The 22,449-nt window shown below is 71.9% G+C and carries 23 protein-coding genes and 1 riboswitch; of the genes, 14 read left to right on the top strand and 9 right to left on the bottom strand.

Features of this window, described 5'->3' with window-relative positions:
* Window positions 1–49: 49 nt before the first annotated feature.
* Window positions 50–1,012 carry a DUF808 domain-containing protein gene (locus CWN80_RS02195; RefSeq protein ID WP_128276793.1) on the top strand — a complete coding sequence of 321 codons (963 nt, stop codon included), beginning with the start codon at window positions 50–52 and terminating at the stop codon, window positions 1,010–1,012.
* A gap of 135 nt (window positions 1,013–1,147) precedes the next feature.
* Window positions 1,148–2,593, top strand: coding sequence for an adenosylhomocysteinase (ahcY, locus tag CWN80_RS02190; RefSeq protein ID WP_128276792.1), 1,446 nt, complete (start codon window positions 1,148–1,150; stop codon window positions 2,591–2,593).
* A gap of 56 nt (window positions 2,594–2,649) precedes the next feature.
* Here the strand turns inward: ahcY and CWN80_RS02185 are convergent, their stop codons facing one another.
* Together CWN80_RS02185 and CWN80_RS02180 are read right to left on the bottom strand one after the other, a co-directional pair.
* Window positions 2,650–3,618 (bottom strand): MsnO8 family LLM class oxidoreductase, encoded by a 969-nt coding sequence (locus CWN80_RS02185; protein WP_238148014.1) that lies wholly within the window; start codon window positions 3,616–3,618, stop codon window positions 2,650–2,652.
* A gap of 9 nt (window positions 3,619–3,627) precedes the next feature.
* Complete coding sequence (locus CWN80_RS02180; protein ID WP_128276791.1) at window positions 3,628–3,810, bottom strand: SMR family transporter; 183 nt, start codon at window positions 3,808–3,810, stop codon at window positions 3,628–3,630.
* 9 nt (window positions 3,811–3,819) lie between these two features.
* Window positions 3,820–3,885: riboswitch (guanidine-III (ykkC-III) riboswitch) on the bottom strand.
* Between the two features lie 89 nt (window positions 3,886–3,974).
* On the opposite strand from CWN80_RS02180, the gene mtrA reads away from it, so the two are divergent.
* The 6 genes from mtrA to CWN80_RS02150 all read left to right on the top strand — a co-directional run bounded on the left by mtrA (window position 3,975) and on the right by CWN80_RS02150 (window position 11,271).
* Window positions 3,975–4,652 (top strand): MtrAB system response regulator MtrA, encoded by a 678-nt coding sequence (gene mtrA, locus CWN80_RS02175; protein ID WP_007928874.1) that lies wholly within the window; start codon window positions 3,975–3,977, stop codon window positions 4,650–4,652.
* Between the two features lie 2 nt (window positions 4,653–4,654).
* Complete coding sequence (mtrB, locus tag CWN80_RS02170) at window positions 4,655–6,364, top strand: MtrAB system histidine kinase MtrB (protein ID WP_128276790.1); 1,710 nt, start codon at window positions 4,655–4,657, stop codon at window positions 6,362–6,364.
* Window positions 6,361–8,142 (top strand): LpqB family beta-propeller domain-containing protein, encoded by a 1,782-nt coding sequence (locus CWN80_RS02165; RefSeq protein WP_128276789.1) that lies wholly within the window; start codon window positions 6,361–6,363, stop codon window positions 8,140–8,142. Before mtrB ends, CWN80_RS02165 begins: the two co-directional genes overlap by 4 nt.
* 86 nt (window positions 8,143–8,228) lie before the next feature.
* The gene (locus CWN80_RS02160) at window positions 8,229–8,972 is read left to right on the top strand and encodes a ComF family protein (RefSeq protein WP_007928870.1); all 744 of its coding nucleotides are present in this window, start codon (window positions 8,229–8,231) and stop codon (window positions 8,970–8,972) included.
* Between the two features lie 173 nt (window positions 8,973–9,145).
* A complete protein-coding gene (hpf, locus tag CWN80_RS02155) occupies window positions 9,146–9,829 on the top strand; it encodes a ribosome hibernation-promoting factor, HPF/YfiA family (RefSeq protein WP_007928869.1) in 684 nt (227 codons plus the stop codon).
* Between the two features lie 251 nt (window positions 9,830–10,080).
* The gene (locus tag CWN80_RS02150; RefSeq protein ID WP_007928867.1) at window positions 10,081–11,271 is read left to right on the top strand and encodes a winged helix-turn-helix domain-containing protein; all 1,191 of its coding nucleotides are present in this window, start codon (window positions 10,081–10,083) and stop codon (window positions 11,269–11,271) included.
* 50 nt (window positions 11,272–11,321) lie between these two features.
* Here the strand turns inward: CWN80_RS02150 and CWN80_RS02145 are convergent, their stop codons facing one another.
* Window positions 11,322–11,666, bottom strand: coding sequence for a hypothetical protein (locus CWN80_RS02145; protein WP_128276788.1), 345 nt, complete (start codon window positions 11,664–11,666; stop codon window positions 11,322–11,324).
* A gap of 382 nt (window positions 11,667–12,048) precedes the next feature.
* On the opposite strand from CWN80_RS02145, the gene secA reads away from it, so the two are divergent.
* Window positions 12,049–14,811, top strand: a complete 2,763-nt coding sequence (secA, locus tag CWN80_RS02140; RefSeq protein WP_238148030.1) for a preprotein translocase subunit SecA — start codon at window positions 12,049–12,051, stop codon at window positions 14,809–14,811.
* 9 nt (window positions 14,812–14,820) lie between these two features.
* Here the strand turns inward: secA and CWN80_RS02135 are convergent, their stop codons facing one another.
* Together CWN80_RS02135 and CWN80_RS02130 are read right to left on the bottom strand one after the other, a co-directional pair.
* A complete protein-coding gene (locus CWN80_RS02135) occupies window positions 14,821–15,345 on the bottom strand; it encodes an Rv3235 family protein (protein WP_007928858.1) in 525 nt (174 codons plus the stop codon).
* A complete protein-coding gene (locus CWN80_RS02130; protein WP_128276787.1) occupies window positions 15,342–16,232 on the bottom strand; it encodes a LysM peptidoglycan-binding domain-containing protein in 891 nt (296 codons plus the stop codon). Before CWN80_RS02130 ends, CWN80_RS02135 begins: the two co-directional genes overlap by 4 nt.
* A 113-nt stretch (window positions 16,233–16,345) precedes the next feature.
* Here CWN80_RS02130 and CWN80_RS02125 point away from each other — a divergent pair, with 113 nt between their 5' ends.
* Window positions 16,346–16,885, top strand: a complete 540-nt coding sequence (locus CWN80_RS02125) for a hypothetical protein (RefSeq protein WP_007928851.1) — start codon at window positions 16,346–16,348, stop codon at window positions 16,883–16,885.
* Window positions 16,886–16,892: 7 nt separating this feature from the next.
* Here the strand turns inward: CWN80_RS02125 and CWN80_RS02120 are convergent, their stop codons facing one another.
* Window positions 16,893–17,108, bottom strand: coding sequence for a helix-turn-helix domain-containing protein (locus tag CWN80_RS02120; protein WP_007928848.1), 216 nt, complete (start codon window positions 17,106–17,108; stop codon window positions 16,893–16,895).
* Between the two features lie 130 nt (window positions 17,109–17,238).
* Between CWN80_RS02120 and CWN80_RS02115 the strand changes: the two genes are divergently transcribed.
* The 4 genes from CWN80_RS02115 (at window position 17,239) to CWN80_RS02100 (ending at window position 21,091) form a co-directional block, all read left to right on the top strand.
* The gene (locus tag CWN80_RS02115) at window positions 17,239–17,913 is read left to right on the top strand and encodes an SAF domain-containing protein (protein ID WP_007928846.1); all 675 of its coding nucleotides are present in this window, start codon (window positions 17,239–17,241) and stop codon (window positions 17,911–17,913) included.
* Entirely contained in the window at window positions 17,913–19,220 is a 1,308-nt protein-coding gene (locus tag CWN80_RS02110; protein ID WP_128276786.1) for a CpaE/TadZ family protein, read from the top strand. The genes CWN80_RS02115 and CWN80_RS02110 overlap by 1 nt, the downstream gene beginning before the upstream one ends.
* Before the next feature lie 61 nt (window positions 19,221–19,281).
* Complete coding sequence (locus CWN80_RS02105) at window positions 19,282–20,709, top strand: WS/DGAT/MGAT family O-acyltransferase (protein ID WP_040881532.1); 1,428 nt, start codon at window positions 19,282–19,284, stop codon at window positions 20,707–20,709.
* A gap of 1 nt (window position 20,710) precedes the next feature.
* The gene (locus CWN80_RS02100) at window positions 20,711–21,091 is read left to right on the top strand and encodes a DUF6912 family protein (RefSeq protein WP_007928827.1); all 381 of its coding nucleotides are present in this window, start codon (window positions 20,711–20,713) and stop codon (window positions 21,089–21,091) included.
* A 36-nt stretch (window positions 21,092–21,127) separates the two neighbouring features.
* Here CWN80_RS02100 and CWN80_RS02095 read toward each other — a convergent pair whose 3' ends face one another.
* From CWN80_RS02095 to CWN80_RS02085, 3 genes are read right to left on the bottom strand one after another with little or no spacing between them, the layout of a single operon-like run.
* On the bottom strand, window positions 21,128–21,616 hold the full coding sequence (locus CWN80_RS02095; protein WP_007928825.1) for a DUF2505 domain-containing protein: 489 nt from the start codon (window positions 21,614–21,616) through the stop codon (window positions 21,128–21,130).
* 29 nt (window positions 21,617–21,645) lie between these two features.
* Window positions 21,646–22,167, bottom strand: a complete 522-nt coding sequence (locus CWN80_RS15290; protein ID WP_157986895.1) for a WXG100 family type VII secretion target — start codon at window positions 22,165–22,167, stop codon at window positions 21,646–21,648.
* On the bottom strand, window positions 22,164–22,448 hold the full coding sequence (locus CWN80_RS02085; RefSeq protein ID WP_007925032.1) for a hypothetical protein: 285 nt from the start codon (window positions 22,446–22,448) through the stop codon (window positions 22,164–22,166). The genes CWN80_RS15290 and CWN80_RS02085 overlap by 4 nt, the downstream gene beginning before the upstream one ends.
* Window position 22,449: the final 1 nt, after the last annotated feature.

Raw genomic sequence — 22,449 nt, 5'->3', positions numbered from 1 at the left:
CATACGCTGTCCCCGTGCAGACGACTCACACGATGACCGGATCCCGGCGATGAGCGGCGGTCTCTTCGCCCTGCTCGACGACATCTCGGTGCTGGCCCGCGCCGCCGCGGCGTCCATCGACGACGTGGCCGCAGCCTCCGGGCGCGCCAGCGTCAAGGCCGCCGGCGTCGTCGTGGACGACACAGCGGTCACCCCGCGCTACGTCGAGGGGCTCGACCCCAAGCGCGAGCTGCCGATCATCAAGCGGATCACCATCGGGTCGCTGCGCAACAAGCTCGTCTTCATCGTGCCCGCGATCCTGTTGCTCAACGCCTTCATCCCGTGGTTGCTCTCGCCGCTGCTCATGCTCGGCGGCACCTACCTGTGCTTCGAGGGCGCCGAGAAGATCTGGGAGAAGGTCTCCGGCCACGGCCACCACGCTGAGGAGGAGGGGCAGATCGGTGACGAGGACTCGATCGTCAAGGGCGCGGTGACCACAGACTTCATCCTCTCCGCCGAGATCATGGTCATCTCGCTCAAGGCGGTCCTCGACGAGGGGCTCAACGACTCCTTCTGGTACCTGCTCGCCGTGATGATCGTCGTCGCCGTCGTCATCACGCTCGTCGTCTACGGGACCGTCGCGCTCATCGTCAAGATGGACGACATCGGTCTGGCCCTCGCCAAGCGCGAGTCCGGCCTCTCGCAGACGATCGGCCAGGGCCTCGTCTCCGGCATGCCGAAGCTGCTCAGCGTGCTGTCCGTCGTCGGTGTCGCCGCGATGCTCTGGGTCGGTGGCCACATCATCCTCGTGGGCCTGGAGGAGACCGGCTGGCTCCCGCAGCCCTACGAGTTCGTCCACCACCTCGAGGAGCTCGTCCACGGGGCGACCGGCGCCCTCGGCGGCGTGCTCGGCTGGCTGACCAACACCGTCGCCTCGGCGATCCTCGGCCTGCTCGTCGGTGCCGTCGTCGTCGCGGTCATGCACGTGCTGCCCTTCGGCAAGGACGAAGGGGAGGGCGCAGCGGCCCACTGAGGCAGCCCCCTTCGCCGAAGTGGGGTCGGACGGTCCCGACGCCTACACTGGCGGTGCCGGCGTGGGTGATACCCCGCGACAGACCCAGAAGGGTCGCGCCGGGTCCGATCCCACACCTGTCACAGGAGTTTTCACGTGTCCTTCGACTACAAGGTCGCCGACCTGGGCCTCGCCGAGGCCGGCCGTCACCAGATCCGCCTCGCCGAGCACGAGATGCCCGGCCTGATGAGCCTGCGCGAGGAGTACGGCGAGAGCCAGCCGCTCAAGGGCGCGCGCATCGCCGGCTCGCTGCACATGACCGTCCAGACGGCCGTGCTCATCGAGACCCTCACCGCGCTCGGCGCGGAGGTCCGCTGGGCCAGCTGCAACATCTATTCGACGCAGGACGAGGCCGCCGCGGCGATCGTGGTCGGCAGCGGCACGCCCGACAACCCGCAGGGCGTCCCCGTCTTCGCGTGGAAGGGCGAGAGCCTCGAGGAGTACTGGGACTGCACCGAGCAGATCCTCACCTGGGCCGATGGCGGTCCCAACATGATCCTCGACGACGGTGGCGACGCCACGATGCTCGTCCACAAGGGCAAGGAGTGGGAGGCGGCCGGCCAGGTGCCGCCCACGACCGAGGACGACTCCGAGGAGTTCACCGTCTTCAAGGCGCTCGTGCGCCGCACCCTCGCCACCGACCCGCACAAGTGGACGAAGGTCGCCGAGCAGATCAAGGGCGTCACCGAGGAGACCACGACCGGTGTCCACCGCCTCTACCAGCTCGCCGAGGCCGGCGAGCTGCTCTTCCCGGCGATCAACGTCAACGACGCGGTGACCAAGAGCAAGTTCGACAACAAGTACGGCACCCGCCACTCCGTCCTCGACGGCCTCAACCGCGCCACCGACGTGCTCGTCGGCGGCAAGGTCGCCGTCGTCGCGGGCTACGGCGACGTCGGCAAGGGCGTCGCCAGCGCGCTCGCCGGCCAGGGCGCCCGCGTCGTCGTCACCGAGGTCGACCCCATCTGCGCCCTGCAGGCCGCGATGGAGGGCTTCGAGGTCACGACGATGGACAAGGCCGCCACCTACGGCGACATCTTCGTCACGACGACCGGCTGCTACGACGTCATCACCGCCGAGCACATGTCGTCGATGAAGAACAAGGCGATCGTCTCCAACATCGGCCACTTCGACAACGAGATCGACATGGCCGGCCTCGCGCGGATCGAGGGCATCACCAAGACCGAGATCAAGCCGCAGGTCCACGAGTGGACCTTCGCCGACGGGCACTCGATCATCGTGCTGTCGGAGGGTCGCCTGATGAACCTCGGCAATGCCACCGGCCACCCGAGCTTCGTCATGAGCAACTCCTTCGCCAACCAGACGATCGCCCAGATCGAGCTCTTCGCCAAGGCGGACGAGTACGTCGACGAGGAGGGCCGGCCGAGCGTCACGACGCTGCCCAAGCACCTCGACGAAAAGGTCGCCCGCCTCCACCTCGACGCCCTCGGTGTCGAGCTGACCGAGCTGACCAAGGGCCAGGCCGAGTACCTCGGCGTCGACGTCGCCGGGCCGTACAAGCCGGAGCACTACCGCTACTGAGTCCAGGGACGAAGGGGCCCGGAGACGCACGTGTCTCCGGGCCCCTTCCTGCTACCTCAGCGCAGGGAGGCGAGGGCGGCGTCGCTGTCGGCCAGGGCGGCGCGGTCGTGGGTGGATGAGAAGGCGAGGACTTCGTCGGCGCCGGTGCGCTCGACGATCGCGGTGAGCTGGTCGGCGACGTCGGTCGCGGTGCCGTGGACCACCTGGTCGAGGTGCTGCTCGACCTGCTCCTGCTGGCGGGCGGTGAGGCGCATCGCCGGCTCGGGACGAAGGGGAGGGAAGGCGCCGGTCGTGCGTGACTCCACCATCGCCCAGGCCTCCGGCATCGCCAGCTCGCGGGCCTGCTCGCGGCTGTCGGCGACGAGGACGTCGACGCTGACGAGCACGCGCGGGACGTCGTCGGGGCGGTGCGGGCGGAAGCCCGCTCGGTAGTCGTCGAGGGGGACGAGGTCGCCTCGCAGGAGGGGGCCACCGACGACCACGGGCAGCCCGAGCCGCGCCGCGACGGCCAGCCCGGAGCCGGTCGCCAGCACCAGGAGCGGGGGAGCGGGCACTCCCTTCGGCATGGCAGTGACGGCCGCGGTGCCCGCGAGCAGAGCGGTGAGCTCCTCGAGGTCTCTCGCAAAGTGCTCCGGTCCGTAGTCGTGGACGCCGAGGGCATCGCGCACCGGTGCCGTGAAGCCGAGCGACCTGCCCACGCCCAGGTCGATGCGGTCGGAGTGGAGGGCAGCGAGCATCTTCGCCTGCTCGGCCACGACGATCGGCCGGTGGTTGGGGAGCATGACCCCTCCGGAACCGACCCGGATCCGCGCGGTCCGAGCAGCGATCGCCGCCATGAGCAGCGGCGGGCTCCCGCTGGCGATACCGGGGACGGCGTGGTGCTCGGCCACCCAGATGCGGCCGAAGCCGAGCTCCTCCGCCCGGCGCGCCCGCTCCACGGTGTCGCGCAGCGCACGTGCGGCTGGCTCCCCGGCGCGGGTGCGCGAGCGGTCGAGCAGGCTGATCGGGATGGGCAGGGTGGTCACCACCCGAGCCTAGGCCGCGCCGGTGTCGTCAGGGTCGTCGGGCGAAGGGAGGAGCTTCAGCCCGATGACCGCGCCGACGATGCCGACGAGGAGGAGGGTGGGGCGTGGGCGGGTGAATCCGTGGGAGGCGGCCAGCGCGGCCGCCCAGACGGCCTCGAGCATCCCCGAGACGATGAGAACGAACCAGGACATGGGACTCCTCACGAGTCCGTCGTGTCGTGGTACGGGTACGGCTCCCTCGTCCGCGGGCCCGGTCGTGGGCCTCGCCGCCAGCCTACGCCGTGGCGCGCCGGCGGGCACGTCCGCCTGTGTGATGATGGGCGGGCAGCTGCCGCACCCGTGGGAAAGGGAACACCGTGAAGGGACGTGTCCTCGTCGTCGACGACGACCAGGCGCTGGCCGAGATGCTCGGGATCGTCCTGCGCAAGGAGGGCCTCGACGTCGCACACGTCGCCGACGGCGCCCGCGCGATCGACGCCTTCCACGAGGCCCGCCCCGACCTCGTCCTGCTCGACGTCATGCTCCCGGGCATGGACGGCATCGAGATCTGCCGCCGACTGCGGCAGGAGTCCGGTGTCCCCATCGTCATGCTGACCGCCCGCACCGACACCGTCGACGTCGTCGTCGGGCTGGAGTCGGGCGCCGACGACTACATCGTCAAGCCCTTCAAGCCCCAGGAGCTCATCGCCCGGCTGCGCGCCCGCCTGCGCCGTGGGGACGAGCCCGAGCCCGAGCGGTTGACCATCGGTGACCTGACGATCGACGTCGCCGGCCACTCGGTCAAGCGGGGCGAGCAGTCGTTGAGCCTCACGCCGCTCGAGTTCGACCTCCTCGTGGCGCTGGCCCGCAAGCCCTGGCAGGTCTTCAGCCGCGAGGTGCTGCTCGAGCAGGTGTGGGGCTACCGGCACGCGGGTGACACCCGTCTGGTCAACGTGCACGTGCAGCGCCTGCGCAGCAAGATCGAGCACGACCCGGAGAACCCGCAGATCGTCGTCACCGTCCGCGGGGTCGGGTACAAGGCCGGGCCGTCCTGACGATGTCCTCGGCCCCTGCCACGGAGACCGAGGACCCGGCATCCACGCACTCCGCGTCGGCCCCGGAGTCCACGGACTCCGGTGACGGCTTCCTCGTCCGGCAGGCCAAGGCGGTCGTCGGCCTGTGGCGGCGGTCGCTGCGCTTCCGTGTCGTCACGAGCACCCTGATCCTCGGTCTCGTCGTCGTCTCGATCATCAGCCTGACGATGTACCGCTCGATCGCCGACGGCCTCGTCGACAACCGGATCAACCTGGCGCAGGCCGAGTCCCGCAAGCTCACCGACGACGCGCAGGCCGGTTTCAACGGGTACACGGGGACACCGGAGTTGCCGGTCTTCGCCAGCAACCTCGTCAACCGCACGCTCAAGGCGCCGGCGGGCGACGAGAGCCGGTACGTCATCTTCACCCGAAGCATCGACAACTCATCGGACGTGCGGATCCCCTCGGAGGAGTCCGACCACGTCAACCTCGAGTCCATCCCGAGCTCGCTCCGGCAGGCGGTCTCGGCCGACCCGAGCCGCCAGCAGACGACGGTCATCGAGCTGGACCGGCCGACGACCGACGCGGTGGGCACATCCTTCCCGGGCAGGTCCGACTCCGAGACCGTCCCCGCCGTCGTCGTCGGCTCGCAGATCGAGGTGCCGAGCGCGGAGAGCTACGACATCTACTTCATCTACCCGATGGACCAGGAGGAGGCGACCCTCGGGACGATCTCGCGCTCCTTCATCCTCGGCGCCCTCTTCCTCATCGCCCTGGTCTCGGCGATCGCCTACATCGTGACGAGCATGATCGTCACCCCGGTGCGCCGAGCGGCGGCCGCGGCAGAACGCCTCTCATCGGGCCACCTCAACGAGCGGATGTCCGCGCGCGGGCACGACGACCTGGCCCTGCTCGGCCAGTCCTTCAACGAGATGGCCGACAACCTCCAGACACAGATCCGCCAGCTGGAGGGGCTCTCCCGCGTGCAGCAGAGATTTGTCTCCGACGTCTCGCACGAGCTGCGCACCCCGCTGACGACGATCCGCATGGCTGCCGACCTCCTCCACTCCTCGCGCGACGAGATGGACGCGGTGACCGGCCGGTCCGCCGAGCTGCTGCACGACGAGCTCGACCGCTTCGAGGAGCTGCTCGCCGACCTGCTCGAGATCAGTCGGTACGACGCCGGTGCCGCGGTCCTCGAGCAGGACCCGGTCGACCTCTTCGCGATCATCGACCGGGTCGTGGACTCGACGGCCTCCATCGCCGACGCCAGGGGCAGCGACGTCACGGTCCACCGTGAGGCCGGTCAGACGGCGGTGGCCGAGGTTGACGCCCGGCGCATCGAGCGCGTCCTGCGCAACCTCGTGGTCAACGCGATCGAGCACGGCGAGGGGCGCCCGGTCGACATCTGGGTGGGTGGCGACGACGAGGCGGCCGCCGTGCTCGTCGAGGACCACGGCGTGGGGCTCAAGGCGGGGGAGGCCTCGCTCGTCTTCAACCGCTTCTGGCGTGCCGACCCGGCGCGCACCCGGACCACGGGCGGGTCCGGGCTGGGTCTGGCCATCGCCCTCGAGGACGCTCGCCTGCACCACGGGTGGCTCCAGGCCTGGGGCGAGCCGGGGTCCGGCTCGCGCTTCCGGCTCACCGTGCCCCGGACGGCCGGCGGACCGCTCACCACCTCGCCGCTGCCGCTCACTCCCCGCGAGGGGGACCTGCCCGGAGGCACGGCGTGACCGCGTCGCGGGGGGTCTCCCGGCGCGCCGTGCTCGGTGTCGCCGCCGCGGGCGCGCTCTCCGGCTGCGGACTCGGTGCGGACACCACGGTGCGTCCGGGGCTCAAGGTCGACGGCGAGCCTCCGGTGCCGCTCAACCGCATCCCCAACAAGCCGGACGAGGGAGCGAGTCCCGAGCAGATCATCGTCGGCTTCCTCCACGCCGGGGCGACGAGCGGCGAGCGGCTCGACATCACCCGCTCGTACCTCACCGACACCCTCGCCCGCGCGTGGATCCCCGACAGCCAGACGGTGATCTACGACGGCAACGAGCCGAAGGTCCGCCCCGTCAAGGGGGCCGCGGACACCTACCGGGTCAAGGTTCACGTGCGGGCGACGATCGACACCGAGGGCCGCTACACCGTCGCACCGCCCAACCTCTGGGAGATCTTCGACTTCAAGATGACGCAGGTCGGTGGCGAGTGGCGCATCGACCAGCTCGAGGAGGGCTTCGGTCGGGTCCTGCAGGAGCAGGAGGTCGGCTTCATCTTCCGGGACTACCCGGTCCACTACCCGGCGATCGGGTGGAACACCCTCGTCGTCGACCAGCGGTGGTTCCCCCAGGACCAGCTCGCGACCCGCCTCGTCCGAGCCCAGCTGGGACGGGTGCCGGACTACCTCGAGGACGCCGTCTCGACCGACAACGGCGCCCGGCTCGTCGTCGACGCCGTGCCCGTCCGTGACGGGGTCGCCCGCGTCGACCTGGACAGCGAGTCCGTGGCCGACGACGCGACGACCCGCAAGCAGCTCGCCGCGCAGCTCGTCGCGACGCTCATGTCGCTGCCCGCGGTCACCGAGGTCGTCATCACCCTCTCGGGCAACGAGCTCGACCTCGGCATCAGCGACCCGCTGACGACACCCGAGCAGCTGGGCTTCGTCGACCGCACCCGCTCGAGCACCCCGGTCGTGCTGGCCCGCCGTGGGACCAAGCTCGTCACCGTGGGCGACCGGCTCGCCTCGGTGTCGACGCAGCACCTCAAGGCGGCGTCATCTCCCTTCGCCCCGATCCCGAAGACGTCGGTGCGGCTGGGGTTGCGTCTGGACGGCAAGGAGGTGGCGGCTGTCTCCGGTGACGGGCAGGACCTCGTGCGCTATCGCGACGACGGGAGCCAGATCTCCGTGGCGACCTTCGCCGCGGACATGAGCGATCCCTGCTACGACTACGGCGGGGTCCTGTGGATCGGCGGCTCCGGTCTGGGGCGCGAGAGCGGGCACCGGCTCTGGGCGATCAATGCGACGGTCGACGCCGACGACGAGGACGCCGCTGCGCCGCAGCACGTCCCGACCCCGTGGCTGGGCCAGCGGCTCGTCCAGGCTGCGGTCGTCTCGCCCGAAGGGAGCCGCGTCGCCGTGATCTCGGAGGTGCGGCGGGGCTCGGGCAGCACCCTCGAGATCGCAGGCGTCGTCCGGCGGGCCAACGGGCTGCCCATCAAGACCTCGCCCCAGACCTTCCGCATCGGGGCCGAGCTCGTCGAGATGATCGAGGCGGTGTGGGTCGGCCCGACGACTCTCGCCGTCATCGGTCGTCGCGACAAGCAGGCGGTGCTGCAGCCCTACCTCGTGCACGTCGGTGGTCAGGTCGAGGCGATGACCGAGCGCCCCGGCGCCGTCGGCATCACGACGACGGGCGACGACAAGGACGTGGTGCTCATCAGCGACAAGCAGCGCGTCTTCCAGCGCTCGGGCGGTCGGTGGCAGGAGCTCAAGCCGCTCACCGGGGCCGTCGTCGCCGGCAAGTGACCCACAGGGTCCCCACCCGGGCGCTGCCAACACACAGCTCGCCGGCTCGGCCAGGGCCCGCCCCCGAGGCAGGGCAGTCTCGGAGCATGGCACTCGCGTCCCGCCTCGGGCCTCTGCACGCGGCTCTCGACCTCGTCCTGACCCGGACGTGCGCAGCCTGTGACCTGCCGGGCGAGGTGATCTGTGCCGCGTGCCGGCAGGATCTGGCGGCGCTCGCCCTCGGCGAGCTCGGCCGCGTCGCCCCGCAGCCGGTGCCCGCGGGCTGGCCCGGGTGCACGGGCACCGTCAGCTACGCCGGGGTCGCTGCCCGCCTGGTCCGGGCCTTCAAGGACGGGGACCGACGTGACCTGGCCCGCCCGCTGGGACGGCTGCTCGCCGACGCCGTCCGTCGTGAGGTGACCTCCGTTCCCTTCGCCCCTGACCGGCGCACGGTGCGGGTCGTGCCCATCCCGTCGTCGCCCGCAGCCGTCCGGCAGCGAGGGGACCGCCCGACCATGCTCCTCGCGCGAGAGGTCACGCGCGCACTGGGTCCGGCCGTACGTCTGACCCCGGTCCTCGGCATGGCGCGGGGGACCGCTGACCAGGCGGGGCTGGACCGGTCCGGGCGACAGGCGAACCTGCGCGCAGCGATGTCCGTCGGGCGCCCACAGGTGGTCCGTGGCCATGACTGCGTGCTCGTCGACGACGTGCTCACCTCGGGCGCCACCCTGGCCGAAGGGAGACGCGCCCTGCTCGAGGCCGGTGCCGCGCACGTCGGCATGGCGGTGTGCGCGGTGACCCCCCGCAGATTCCCAGCGCGTGACCTACCTTTACCCGGCCCCACGGACTAACGTGTCGTCATGGGTCCCTCGTTCGACCGGCACAGCCGGCACGGCGCAGGGGCCTCTCGCGTTCCCGGGCGGCAGCCCGCGACGAGACCGTCCCCAGTGGAGGTGGTGCCCTGAGCCCGACGCCCTCGCCAGGCGTAACCCCACCGCAGTACCGACGTCCCCAGGAGGACTCCGTGGAAATTGCCATCACCGGACGCCATGTCAACGTCTCCGACCGGCTGCGCGACTACCTCGACACCAAGCTGTCGAAGGTCACGCAGCTCGATCCCCGCGTCCAGCGCATCGAGGTCATGGTGAGTCACGAGGCCAACCCACGTCAGGCCAAGGCGAGCGAGCGCGTCGAGATCACGTGCCGCTCCAAGGGGCCGGTGATCCGTGCCGAGGCCTGCCACGACGACCGGCAGGCCGCCGTCGACCTTGCCGTCGACAAGCTCCTCGAGCGCCTGCGCCGCGCCCACGACAAGCGCAACGTGCTGCGCGGTCGTCGGCGCCGGTCGGTCAGCGAGGCGACCGCCACGCTCACCGAGCCGCTTGCGACCGACCTGCCCACCGAGGAGACGGCCGAGGAGCCCGACCAGTTCGGCACCATCGGCGACAGCCCGATCGAGGTGCGCGAAAAGGTCCACGAGAGCGCGCCGATGACCCTCGCCGAGGCCGTGCGCCGCATGGAGCTCGTCGGGCACGACTTCTTCCTCTTCCACGACTCCGACAACGACCGTCCGAGCGTCGTCTACCGCCGCCGCGGCTGGTCCTACGGCGTCATCCACCTCGACGTCCAGGACGGTGCCAACGGCACCTCCGTCGACGGCGCAGCCATCAACGGCACCCGCGTCGAGGAGCCCGTCTCCGTCCGCTGACCCGGCGCAGCTCCCGCCCGGCTCCACGCGACCGTGCCCTGACCTGATCCGGGCACGGTGACGGCGCGGACGAAGGTCGGGGCGGCCCGACTCATGGAAAAGTCCGGACTGCCCCTCGACGTGACGTCGAGGACCAGCGGTCCGGACTTTTCCTTAGGGCCGTCCGAGCCTTCGTCCGCGCCACCCAACCACGCCGGTCGTGCCGGCCGCGTATCGCGCGGGCTGTCGGTGGGGTGGGGCAGTCTGGGCTCGTGCGCACACTGACGGAGGCCGCGGCGCGGCGGATCGCCATCGCGGCCCAAGGGCTCGCGCGGCCGCGGCCGGAGCGGGAGCCGACGACGCGCGACCTGCAGCGAGTCGTCGACACCGTCGGCCTCGTCCAGATCGACAGCGTCAACGTGCTGACCCGCAGCCACTACCTGCCCTTCTTCTCGCGCGTCGGGCCCTACGACACCGCCCTGCTCGACCGGATGCGTGACCGGGCGCCGCGACGGCTCGTCGAGTACTGGGCGCACGAGGCGAGTCTCCTGCCGCCCGGCACGTGGCCGCTCATGGAGTACCCGCGGATGCGTCGGGCGCGGGAGGAGTCATGGGGCGGTATGCAGGCCGTCGCACGCGACCAGCCGGACGTCGTCGCTGCGGTCCTGGCCGAGGTCCGGGCCGGCCGTCCGCGCACGGCCCGCGAGATCGAGGCGGCGCTGGGGCACGAGCGCACGGGGGACGAGGAGCACTGGGGCTGGAACTGGTCGCAGGTCAAGCACGCTCTCGAGCACCTCTTCTGGGCGGGGGAGATCAGCTCTGCCGGGCGGACCCCGCAGTTCGAGCGCCGCTATGCGGCTCTCGAGCGCGTCGTGCCAGCGGCACACGCCGCGACCTGGCTCGACCCCGAGACCCGTCCGTCACACGAGCAGGCCCATGTCGAGCTCGTGCGCATCTCCGCGCGCGCCACGGGCGTGGCGACCGAGGCGGACCTCGCAGACTACTTCCGGCTCAAGCGCGTGCACGTGCGGCCGGCGATCGGGCGGCTCGTCGAGACCGGCGAGCTCGAGCCGGTCGAGGTCCGTGGGTGGGACCAGCCGGCGTGGCTGCACGTCGGGGCCCGCAGTCCTCGGTCCGTGCACGCCCGGGCGCTGCTGTCCCCCTTCGACAGCCTCGTGTGGTGCCGGCCGCGGGTGGAGCGGATCTTCGACTTCCACTACCGGATCGAGATCTACACGCCGGCGGAGCAGCGGGTCCACGGCTACTACGTGCTGCCCTTCCTGCTCGGCGACGAGCTCGTCGGCCGGGTCGACCTCAAGGCGGACCGTACCGCCGGGGCGCTGCTCGCCCGCCAGATCACCTGGGAGCCGGGCCGCGGGGGAGCGCAGGACCGTGGCGAGCTGGACGACGAGCTCGGGCAGATGGCAACCTGGCTGGGCCTCGGCGAGGTCGTCGGCGCCTGAGCGCAGGTCAGGCCAGCCGCTCCCAGTGCAGTGCGGGGCCGACCGAGCCGTCAGGGGCCTCGGCAGCCTCCTCGCGGCCCCACCGCGTGAACCCGGCGCCGGCGAGCATCCTGTTGCTCGCCTCGTTGTCCGCGACCGTGCGCGCTCGGTCGGACGGAGTCGCCGAGCTCCGCCGTCCCGCCCTCGACGAGCTCACCGCCCCGGGTGAAGACGAGGACCTCGCCGAGCGGGTCGTCGGACGCGACATCGGCGATGGCCCGGTCGTCGTCGCGCAGGGGGCGCAGACGCAGCCCGCCGACCTCGACGAGCGGCGGCACGACCCACGTGTGCCGCGGGGTCATCGGCTCCCCATGCAGGAGCGAGGCGCGCCAGGCGTCGGCGGTGCCGTCGCGCACCGGCACCCGCTGGGGGAGGCTGCCGTGGTGGGTGAACCCGCAGGCGTGGGCGACGCGCCAGGAGGCGAGGTTGCGCCGTGCGGCGTACCAGTCGAGGCTCGGCGCGCCGTGCGTGAAGGCCCAGCCCCGCGGCTGGGACCACTCGTCGACGTGGCTCTGCAGGAAGGTCTCCGCGGTGGCGAGGTCGTAGGGCTGGGACGATGTCGGGGAAGGGGCCGTGCGGAACCTCGCTGTCAGCGTGCTCGTTCACCCGGGTCACAGTGCCCGGTCGGTCACCGGCCCGGCAAACGATTAGCCTGTGGGATGACCCTGCCGGTCGCGGCGACCTGTCGTGCCCGGATGGACCATGTCAGGAGTGAAGTTCGTGAAGATCGTCGAGCGCATGCTGCGCGCCGGAGAGGGCCGCGCCGTCAAGCGGCTCGAAGGCATCGCCGCCCAGGTCAACGCCATCGAGGAGGACTTCGAAAAGCTGACCGATGCCGAGCTGCGTGCCGAGACCGACGTCTTCCGCAAGCGCCTCAAGGACGGCGAGACCCTCGACGACATCCTCCCCGAGGCCTTCGCCGCGGTCCGCGAGGCGAGCCGCCGGACCATCGGCAAGCGGCACTTCGACGTGCAGATCATGGGTGGTGCGGCCCTGCACCAGGGCAACGTCGCCGAGATGAAGACCGGTGAGGGCAAGACCCTCGTCGCGACGCTCCCGTCGTACCTCAACGCCATCGAGGGCAAGGGTGTGCACGTCGTCACGGTCAACGACTACCTCGCCGAGTACCAGGCCGACCTCATGGGCCGCGTCCACCGGGCCCTCGGTCTCGAGACCGGTGTCATCCTCGCGTCGATGAACCCCGAGCAGCGCCGGGCCGAGTACGCCAAGGACATCACCTACGGCACCAACAACGAGTTCGGCTTCGACTACCTGCGCGACAACATGGCGTGGAACACCGACGAGCTCGTCCAGCGCGGTCACAACTTCGCCATCGTCGACGAGGTCGACTCCATCCTCATCGACGAAGCCCGCACTCCGCTCATCATCTCGGGCCCCGCCGACCAGCCGACGAAGTGGTACTCCGAGTTCGCGAAGATGGTCCGCAAGCTCGAGCGCGGCCACGGTGCCGACCTCATGCGTGGCATCGAGGCCGAGGGCGACTACGAGGTCGACGAGAAGAAGCGCACCGTCGGCATCCTCGAGCCGGGCATCGAGAAGATCGAGGACATGCTCGGCATCGACAACCTCTACGAGAGCGTCAACACCCCGCTCATCGGGTACCTCAACAACGCGATCAAGGCCAAGGAGCTCTTCACCCGCGACAAGGACTACGTCGTGATGAACGGCGAGGTCCTCATCGTCGACGAGCACACCGGACGCATGCTCGCCGGGCGTCGCTACAACGAGGGCATGCACCAGGCCATCGAGGCCAAGGAGGGGGTGGAGATCAAGAACGAGAACCAGACGCTCGCGACGATCACCCTCCAGAACTACTTCCGCATGTACGACACCCTCTCGGGCATGACGGGTACCGCGCAGACCGAGGCCGGCGAGCTCAACTCGATCTACCAGCTCGGCGTCGTGCCGATCCGGACCAACAAGCCGATGATCCGCAAGGACCAGCCGGACCTCGTCTACCGGACCGAGCAGGCGAAGTTCAACGCCGTCGTCGACGACATCGCCGAGCGCCACGCCCAGGGCCAGCCGGTACTCGTCGGCACGACGAGCGTGGAGAAGAGCGAGTACCTGTCGCAGGAGCTGAAGAAGCGCAAGATCAAGCACGCGGTGCTCAACGCCAAGCACCACGAGCGCGAGGCTGCCATCGTCGCCGACGCCGGGCGCAAGGGCGCCGTCACCGTCGCCACCAACATGGCGGGTCGAGGCACCGACATCATGCTCGGTGGCAACCCGGAGTTCCGTGCCGTCGCCGAGCTCAAGGCGCGAGGGCTGGACCCGGAGGAGACACCGGAGGAGTACGAGGCCGCCTGGGACGAGGCACTCGCCGAGGCCGAGAAGGCCGTCGAGGCGGAGCACGAGGAGGTCACCGAGCTCGGTGGTCTGTACGTGCTGGGTACCGAGCGCCACGAGTCGCGACGGATCGACAACCAGCTGCGCGGCCGCTCCGGCCGTCAGGGCGACCCGGGTGAGTCCCGCTTCTACCTGTCCCTCGAGGACAGCCTGATGCGCCTCTTCAACGCCGGCTTCGTCGACCGCGTCATGCAGACGGCGAAGATCGACGACGAGACGCCCATCGCCGGCAAGATGCTCACCCGCTCCATCGAGGGGGCCCAGAGCCAGCTCGAGGGGCAGAACTACGAGACCCGCAAGAACGTGCTCAAGTACGACGACGTCCTCAACCGGCAGCGCACGGTCGTCTACGACGAGCGTCGTCGGGTCCTTGAGGGGGAAGACCTCGAGGAGCAGGTCCGGCACTTCATGACGGACGTCGTCGGTGGGTACGTCGACAGCGAGACCGCGAGCGGTTTTTCGGAGGACTGGGACCTCGAGCGGCTCTTCACGGCCCTCAAGGCGATCTACCCCACCACCCTCGGCCCCGAGCAGGTCATCGAGGCGGCGGGCGGTCTGGCCCGGCTCAACGCCGAGAGCCTGCGCGAGGAGATCATCACCGACGTCCACGAGGCCTACGACCGTCGCGAGGCCGAGCTCGGCGAGCCCGTGGCCCGCGAGTTCGAGCGCCGCGTCGTCCTGTCGGTGCTCGACCGCAAGTGGCGCGAGCACCTGTACGAGATGGACTACCTCAAGGAGGGCATCGGCTTGCGGGCGATGGCCCAGCGCGACCCGCTCGTCGAGTACCAGCGCGAGGGCTTCCAGCTCTTCGAGGCGATGAACGAGGCGATCAAGGAGGAGTCGGTCGGCTACCTCTTCAACTCCGAGGTCCAGGTGCCGACGGTGCCCGAGTCCTCGACCCAGCCCAAGAGCGTGGACGCCCTGCTCGGCGGCGAGGGGCAGGAGCGGCCGCAGGTGACCGCCAAGGGCCTGGAGGACGGGTCCCGCCAGCGTCGGCTGCACTACTCCGCGCCGTCCGAGGACGGCGGTGTCGAGGAGCGCGACGAAGGGGGCTCCGCCCGTGGTCAGGGGTCCCGCTCCGAGCGTCGGGCCGCCGCCAAGCAGGCGAAGAGGGCCAAGAAGGGCCGCTGACCCGGCCGGTCACCCGACCTGGAGAGCCTCGACGACCCACCTGCCGTCGCGGCCGGCCAGGCGGAGCGCGAGGGCTCGAACGCGCGCCCCGTCGACGAGCACGACCGATGCCTCGACGACGTCGGTGGCGGGCTCGCACAGGTGGACCGAGACCACTCGCGTGCGGTGTGCCGAGCTGCGCTGGTCACGTCGGCGTGCGGCGCGGGAGCCGCGGCGAGCCACGACGGCGTACACCTCCGGGCTGGTCCATCGCATGACCTGACTCGGCGGGCGCACGCCGTGCATGACCTCGACGACGCCTTGGGCGATGTGCGCGGCCCACTGGCGGGCGTCGGGCAGGTCGCAGGTCCGGGTCGGCTGCGGGCCGAAGATCTGCTCGTCGCTGGCCGCGGCGAAGTCGACGGCGAGGGCGTCCTGCACGTAGGGGGTCGGCTGGGCGAGTTGCTCGTCGCGGCCCTGGTCGTGGGTCGGGAGCGGGATCCCGACGGGCGTGTGACGCGGGGCCGGCAGCACCCGCAGTGTGGTGGTGGTCATGGCGTCCCCTTCGTCGTCGGGCTGGTACCCGGCTCGTGTCGGTCGGTGGGCGGGACGAGTCGCGTCCCGGGCAGCAGCAGGTGGGGGTCTGGCCCGACGCGTCGCGCGTTGGCGGCGTGCCACCGGGGCCAGGCGTCGGCGATCTCGGCGTCGGTCGCTCCGGGGCCGAGTTGGGCGCGCACGATGGACCACAGGCTGTCGCCCCGCCGGACCACGACCTCGGCGCTCGCTGCCGTGCGGTCGCGTCCGACGAGCAGGTCCGGGGCGATGCGCTGACGGGCCGGCGGCCGTCGTGGCGTCCAGCCGGGCCCGTGCGGCGCCGTGGTGGCAGTCGCCGTGGGTGACGGGGCCGTGGTCGCGGTCGCCGTGGGTGAGGGGGCGGCGGGCGAAGGGAGCGAGCTCCATCCGGGCTCGGGCGCGCCGGACGAGCCGCTCGTCGGACTGCTCGTCGCACCGCCGGTCGATCCCGGCGTGGGCGTGCCGGTCGAGGCGGCCGACCATCCGGGTCCGCGGAGGCTGGCCGCGACGGCGGTCCCGGGGAGCACGGAGGCGGTGAGCGATGCGCCGAGGGCGACGGCGGCCCAGCGGCGCACGACGGCGGGCGTCACCCGCTCGTGGGCCCGACGGGCGGCGGCACCGACGGCGCCGGGGAGGTGGGCGACGAGGGCGAGCGCGAGCGCGAGGGTCGCCCACGTGGCGATGAGCACGACGGCGAGGGCGGCCAGCCCGGCGACGGCGGCGTCGGGAGGTCCGCCCGGGGCCGCGGCCTCACGGAGCAGGCGGTGGGCGCCCGCCGCGGTGGCCGACGCCAGGGCGAGCCCGCCGAGCAGACCGGTGGTCGTCAGGACCACGGCCGGGATGCGCTTCATCGCGTCGATGTCATTCATCGTCGATCCATGTCGTTTGATGTCGTTTGCTGGTGTTTGACAGCAAAGCATGCAATTCGCGTGGTGGCAACCGGTGGCGGTCATCTCGTCGGCGGGCGGCCTAGATTGGGTCCATGCGCTGGGACCGGCTCTTCGACGACCTCGAGGCACAGCTCGCTGCCCAGACCCGCCTCGAGCTCGACGCCGAGGTGGCCGAGCGGACCCGCACGGAGCGGTCGAAGATCACGCTGGGGGAGCAGCTCGCCGGTGCCGTCGGGTCCCGGGTCGTCGTGCGGGTGCGCGGTGGTGTGACGGCTCGTGGGGTCCTCGAGGACTGCGGTGACGGGTGGCTGCTCGTCGTCGAGGAGACGGGCCGTCAGCTCGTCGTGCCGACCCCGGCGGTGCTCGGGGTCTCGGGCCTGGGCCGGCCGCGGGACGACACCCGGGCCCGCCGCTTCGGGTTGGGGTCAGCGCTGCGGGGGATCAGCCGCGACCGTCGGGCCGTGGCGGTCACGGACGTCGACGGCGGCCTCGTGCACGGGACGATCGACAGGGTGGGGGCCGATGCCTTCGGCATCGCCGAGCACCCGCTCGATGCGCCGCGGCGCCCGCACAACGTCACCGGCGAGCGGGTCGTCCCCTTCGCCGCCGTCGCGCTCGTCGCCTCGGCGTGAGCGGCGCTCAGCCCTCGGTGCCCCCGCGCTGGACGAACTCGCGCGTCTGCGCGTACATCCGCTCGATGTAGGCGTCGAGCTCGGCCACCTCGACGCGCCACTGACCACGGCCGCCCACCTTGATCGCGGGCAGCTCACCGCTGCGGACGAGCGCATAGGTCTGCGCAGCCGAGACGCCGAGGACCTCGGCGACCTCGGTGAGCGGGACGAATCTGCGGGCCATGGGACCAGTCTGCCACCGGGCCGTCTCCTCACCGACCGGCGGGACGGAGCCTGTGGACGGTCGACGGGCGAAGGGGGCTACCTCCGTGCATGATCGTCTGCGAGAGCGCCGTCGACACGTCAGGAGCGCCGTGACCACTCTGCCCACCCCGTCCGCCCGGCGGCTGACCAAGCCGTCGTGGAAGGACGCGCGCCTGATCATCGGCGTCCTGCTCGTCCTGCTGTCCGTCGTCATCGGGGCCCTGGCCTTCCGGGCGGCGGACGATCGCATCGGCGTCTGGGCCGCCAGCACGACGCTCACTCCGGGGGAGCCGATCGAGGAGGGGGACCTCCAGCGGGTCGACGTCCAGCTGGGTGACGCCTCGTCCGGCTACATCCCCACGAGCCAGCAGATCCCGGTGGGCGCGGTCGTCGACCGTGCTCTCGGCCCCGGCGAGCTGCTGCCGCGCGCGGCGGTCGTCAACGCCGCCGACCTCGACGTGCAGCGCGTGCCGGTGCGGGTCGACCCCGTCTCGCTCAGCAACCTGACGAAGGGCTCGACGGTGACCGTGCTCGCGCCGGCCGCACCGGAGCGTGATGAGGACGGCCGTCGCACCGACGAGGACACCCCCTACGAGGTCGTCGCCGAGGGAGTGCCCGTGCACTCCCTCCCGAAGAGCTCGGGTGGGGTCATCAGCTCTGGGTCGACCGCGGCGGCCATCCTCGTCATCCCCAAGGACCAGGTGCCGCAGATCCTCTCCCTCGACGACTCGAAGCGCCCGATCAAGCTCGTCGTCGAGGCGGGCAGCCCGGAGAAGCAGGACTGATGGCCGCTGTCGTGCTCACCGCGCTCGACCACGGCTGGGAGGGGCGCATGGTCGAGGTCGTCGACCGGCTGCCGGGCATCACCGTCGGGCGCCGCTGCGTCGACCTCGCCGACCTGCTCGCAGCGGCAGCGGCCGGGCTGGGCGACGTGGCACTGGTCTCCGCCGACCTGCGTGGCCTCGACCGGGATGCGCTCACCCACCTCGCGGCGCACGGGGTGCTCGTCGTCGGCGCGAGTGCCGACGGGGACGAGGCGCAGGAGCGTCGGCTGCGCCAGCTCGGCATCGGTCGCCACGTGCACGTCGGCACGCCGGCGACCGACCTGCTCGACGTGCTCACGGCTGCGTCGACGGGGGCGGTCCCCTTCGGCACGGAGGTGCTCTGGGGCGACGAGGACCCGCCGACCGCACCGATCGAGCCCGTCACCGAGGCCACGCCGCCACCGCCGGTCGCACCGACGCGCGGTCGGGTCGTCGCCGTCTGGGGTCCCACCGGGGCGCCGGGGCGCACGACCCTGGCCGCCAACCTCGCGAGCGAGATCGCGATGGCGGGAGGAGCCGCAGTCCTGCTCGACCTCGACACCTACGGTGCCGCGACGGCGCAGCTGCTGAGCGTCCTGGACGAGGCGCCGGGGCTGGCCGCGGCAGCGCGGGCCTCAGAGCTCGGCACGCTCGACCTGCACGCCCTGGCGCGGCTGGCCCTCGAGGTCGCACCCCGCTTCCGCGTCCTCACCGGCCTGCCCACCCCCAGCCGCTGGACCGAGGTGCGACCCGCCGCCGTGCAGCAGATCATCGAGCTGGCGCGCTCGCTCGCCCCCTTCGTCGTGCTCGACCTCGGCTTCGCCATCGAGGACGACGAGGAGCTCAGCTACGACACGCTGGCCCCCCGTCGCAACGCGGCGACGCTGACCGGTCTGGCCGAGGCGGATGACCTCCTCCTCGTCGGGGCGGCGGACCCCATCGGCCTGCAGCGCATGGTGCGCGCCGCGCAGACCGTGGGGCAGGTCCCCTCGCCGACGCCCCGGCCGGTGGTCAACCGGCTGCGCGCGTCGTCGGTCGGGCCCGACCCGGAACGCCGGGTCGCCGAGTCGCTCGCCCGGTTCGCCGGCCTCGAGTCCATCACCTTCCTGCCCGACGATCCTGCCGCGACCGACAAGGCGGTCCTGGCCGGGCAGACCCTGGCGGAGTGTGCACCGGACAGCCCGCTGCGGTCGGCGATCGCCAACCTGGCCAGCCGGATCGCCGGCGCACCCGTGCCGCAGGAGCGACGTGCAGGCGGTCGGCGTCTGCTGCGACGTCGCTCATCGTGACGGTCGTCATCACAGCGCCGGCAGGGGTGCTCCCTTCGCCGGGTCGTGCCACGATGACCTCGTGGTGAACAGACTCGGCAACCTGGACGCGGCCTTCCTCTACGTCGAGGAGCCGACCCTGCCCATGCACGTCGGCTCGGTCATGGTCTTCGACCCGCCGGCAGAGGGCTTCGACTACGACCGCTTCGTCTCGGTGGTGGGCGACCGCGTCGCGCGCCACGGGCGCTACCGGCAGCGCATCCGCGAGGTGCCCGGGCGGCTGGACAACCCGGTGTGGGTCGACGACGCGCAGTTCGACCTTGCCTACCACGTGCGCCGGTCGGCGCTGCCCACGCCCGGGGCGCGGTCGGACCTCGAGGACTTCGTCGCCCGCATCATGGCTCGTCCGCTCGACCGGGACCGCCCCCTGTGGGAGGCGTACTTCGTCGAGGGCCTGGAGGGTGGGCGCTTCGCCGTCGTCACCAAGGCACACCAGGCCATGGTCGACGGCATCCACGCCGTCGATCTGGCCCACCTGCTCATGGACCCCGCCGCGGTGCCCGCCGACGACAGCACGGTCGCCCCGCGGCCGGAGCCCTCCAGCCTCCGGCTGCTCACCGACGCCATGCTCGGCTCCTTGCTCAACCCGGCGCGCGTCGTCACCACCGTCGGCGCCGGGCTGCGGGACATCTCGGCGACCGGCCGGCGCGCCTCCGAGACGGCCGTTCGGGTCGTCTCGACCCTGGCGAAGGTCGGTACCCGGCCAGCACCCGACTCTCCCCTCAACGCCCACGTCGGCGCCGCCCGCCGCTACGTCATGGTCGACACCGACCTCGACGACTACCGCCAGATCCGGTCGCGGCTGACCCGCGGCAAGTACGTCGACGACGTGACGATCAACGACGTCATCCTCGCGACGGTCACCGGGGCGCTGCGCACGTGGATGCAGACCCGTGGCCTCCCGGTGACGAGCGCGTCGACGCTGCGGGTCATGGTGCCGGTGAGCATCGTCGACGGCTCCGGTGACCCGCTGACGGACGCCGCGATGACCGCCTGCTTCATCGACCTGCCGATCGGGGAAAACACCCCGTCGATGCGACTGCACCAGATCGCCTTCGCCATGCGTCAGCAGATCGAGTCGGCATCGGCAGAGGGCATGGGCGCGACCTCCCTCGCGTCGATCGCCGGCTTCGCCCCACCGACCCTCCACACCCTGGGCGCCCGGCTCAGCAGCGTGATGTCACGACGCCTGTCCAACCTCGTCATCACCAACGTGCCCGGCCCCCAGCAGCAGCTGCAGGTCGAGGGCAGCCAGCTCGTCGAGACCTACCCCGTCATGCCGCTCGGGCGCGGTCAGGGCCTGTCGATCGGCCTGACCTCCTACGACGGGCGGGTCTACTACGGGCTCACCGGCGACCGCGACTCCATGGCCGACCTCGACCTGCTCGCGCAGGCCATCGAGGACTCCCTCGCCGAGCTGCGCTCGGCCCGGCGCACCCGGAGGGCCTGACGTGCGGGTCTACCTGCCGCTGCTCGAGTCCGACCTGACACAGGTCGCCGCGGACGGGATGCTGCCGGAGCGCACCGGCTACGCCGTCACCGACGAGGTGCGCGCGCTCGACCCCGCCGCGGACGAGGAGGACCTCGAGTTCGAGGCCATGTGCCAGGCGCTCGACGCAGCCCGTGCGCTCGGCGCCGGACGACGCGTCATCGCCTCGGCGGACGTCGACCAGGCGAGGGGGAGTGGCACGGACGCCGCGCTCGCCGGGCTGCTGCACGTGCCGGTCACCGACGTCGTCTCCTTCCATGTCGAGGAGAGCGCCGGCGAGGTCGGGTCCGGCTACGACGACCTGCTCTGGTACGACGTCACGGAGCTGTCCGCGCTCGTCTGACGCGTGGACGCCCCCTGGTCGGCAGGGGCCGGGGCGTCAGGACAGGCGCGTGGTCAGCTCGGCGATCTCGTCGTCGATCGACTGCTCGATCGCCGGCTTGCTGGCCGCCTCGATCTTGCGGCCGAGGAGCGGGATCGAGCAGGTGAGGTCAGCGGCCACGGACAGCCGGGAGGCGCCGGCCTCCGGGGCGAGGGTGATCGTGCCGACGAGGCTGACCGGCACGCCTGCCACGGAGATCTCGAGGTCCGCCGTGCGCGACCCGTCATCGGCAGCGGGGCGCCAGTGCTGCTGCTCGGACACCGTGAGGGTGTCGCCGACCATGGAGACGACCGGCCCGGGCATGCCCGCGGTCGGCAGCCTGCGCTCGCAGTGCACGTTGGCCCCGCCGCCCGGAGCATCGGCGACGGTGGCCGTCGCGTCGGGGACCTGCGCGCGCACCTTGGCGAGCTGGTAGTCCTCGGTGCGGATGACGGCAAAGGCCTCGTCGACTCCGGCGGGCAGGGTCGCGCTGCGGGTGATCTTCATGGGCACACGCTAGCGCGCGGAGCGGGTGGTCACGTGCGCAGCGCAGCGGCCGCCAGGGCCAGCTCGTGCGCCGCGCGCCGGCAGTCCGCGGCGAGCCGAGCCCGGTCGCTGCCCAACCCCGAGACGAGCTGGTGCACCCGACCCTGCAGCTCCTCCCTCCGATCGGCGCCCGCGGCCTCGCCGCCGGCATCGGCGACGCCCGTGATGCCCCAGGCACGGTGCACAGTGCCGTCGCGGACCTGCAGGCCCGCGGCCGCGGCCTCCTCCTCGAGGGCGCGCAGGCCGGCCGTCGTCGCGGCCAGCTCGGCCGCCGACTGCTGGAGCGAGCGCGCGCACTCGTCGAGGGTCGCGGCGCTGGCCGCGGCGGACGCCGCCACCCGGTCGACACGCTGCCGGGTCGCGACCGCGCGCGGCCCCGTCCACCCGGGAGAGGCGTCGTCGAGGGTGGCGCGCACCCGGTCGGCGTGGGCGGTCAGCTCCAGGGCGGTGCGGCGCAGGGTTGCACCGAGCGCGCTGACGGAGGCCGGGTCGCCGAGGAGCGGGTGGTTCATGCTGTGCCCCGCGGGGTCGTCACGGGGGACCGAGAGACCGCGGACGGGCTCGCGTGGCCGGAGACGGCGAGGGAGATCTCGCGGCAGGACGCGGACAGCTCCCGCAGCGTGTCGATCGCGGCGTCGACCAACGCGTCGACCGCCGTCTGGGTGGCGTGGTCGCCGACCGAGACCATCGTGTCGAGCAGGGCCTCGCCCCCGGTGGCCGCGGACTCGGCCGCGGCCGACAGGGCGGTGCCGAGAGCCGTGAGGTCCTCCGGTCGAGGGTGCGAAGGGGGCATG

The sequence above is a fragment of the Janibacter hoylei PVAS-1 genome (assembly GCF_004025845.1).
Classification (GTDB): domain Bacteria; phylum Actinomycetota; class Actinomycetes; order Actinomycetales; family Dermatophilaceae; genus Janibacter; species Janibacter hoylei.
Note: the sequence above shows the minus strand (reverse complement) of the source record. Positions and strands in the feature narration are given on the sequence as shown.

Coding starts and splice junctions, on each gene's coding strand:
- CWN80_RS02195 (WP_128276793.1), top strand. CDS start 50: ATGAGCGGCGGTCTCTTCGCCCTGCTCGACGACATCTCGGTGCTGGCC.
- CWN80_RS02180 (WP_128276791.1), bottom strand. CDS start 3,810: ATGTCCTGGTTCGTTCTCATCGTCTCGGGGATGCTCGAGGCCGTCTGG.
- mtrB (WP_128276790.1), top strand. CDS start 4,655: ATGTCCTCGGCCCCTGCCACGGAGACCGAGGACCCGGCATCCACGCAC.
- CWN80_RS02160 (WP_007928870.1), top strand. CDS start 8,229: ATGGCACTCGCGTCCCGCCTCGGGCCTCTGCACGCGGCTCTCGACCTC.
- secA (WP_238148030.1), top strand. CDS start 12,049: ATGCTGCGCGCCGGAGAGGGCCGCGCCGTCAAGCGGCTCGAAGGCATC.
- CWN80_RS02135 (WP_007928858.1), bottom strand. CDS start 15,345: ATGACCACCACCACACTGCGGGTGCTGCCGGCCCCGCGTCACACGCCC.
- CWN80_RS02130 (WP_128276787.1), bottom strand. CDS start 16,232: ATGAATGACATCGACGCGATGAAGCGCATCCCGGCCGTGGTCCTGACG.
- CWN80_RS02125 (WP_007928851.1), top strand. CDS start 16,346: ATGCGCTGGGACCGGCTCTTCGACGACCTCGAGGCACAGCTCGCTGCC.
- CWN80_RS02120 (WP_007928848.1), bottom strand. CDS start 17,108: ATGGCCCGCAGATTCGTCCCGCTCACCGAGGTCGCCGAGGTCCTCGGC.
- CWN80_RS02110 (WP_128276786.1), top strand. CDS start 17,913: ATGGCCGCTGTCGTGCTCACCGCGCTCGACCACGGCTGGGAGGGGCGC.
- CWN80_RS02095 (WP_007928825.1), bottom strand. CDS start 21,616: ATGAAGATCACCCGCAGCGCGACCCTGCCCGCCGGAGTCGACGAGGCC.
- CWN80_RS15290 (WP_157986895.1), bottom strand. CDS start 22,167: ATGAACCACCCGCTCCTCGGCGACCCGGCCTCCGTCAGCGCGCTCGGT.
- CWN80_RS02085 (WP_007925032.1), bottom strand. CDS start 22,448: ATGCCCCCTTCGCACCCTCGACCGGAGGACCTCACGGCTCTCGGCACC.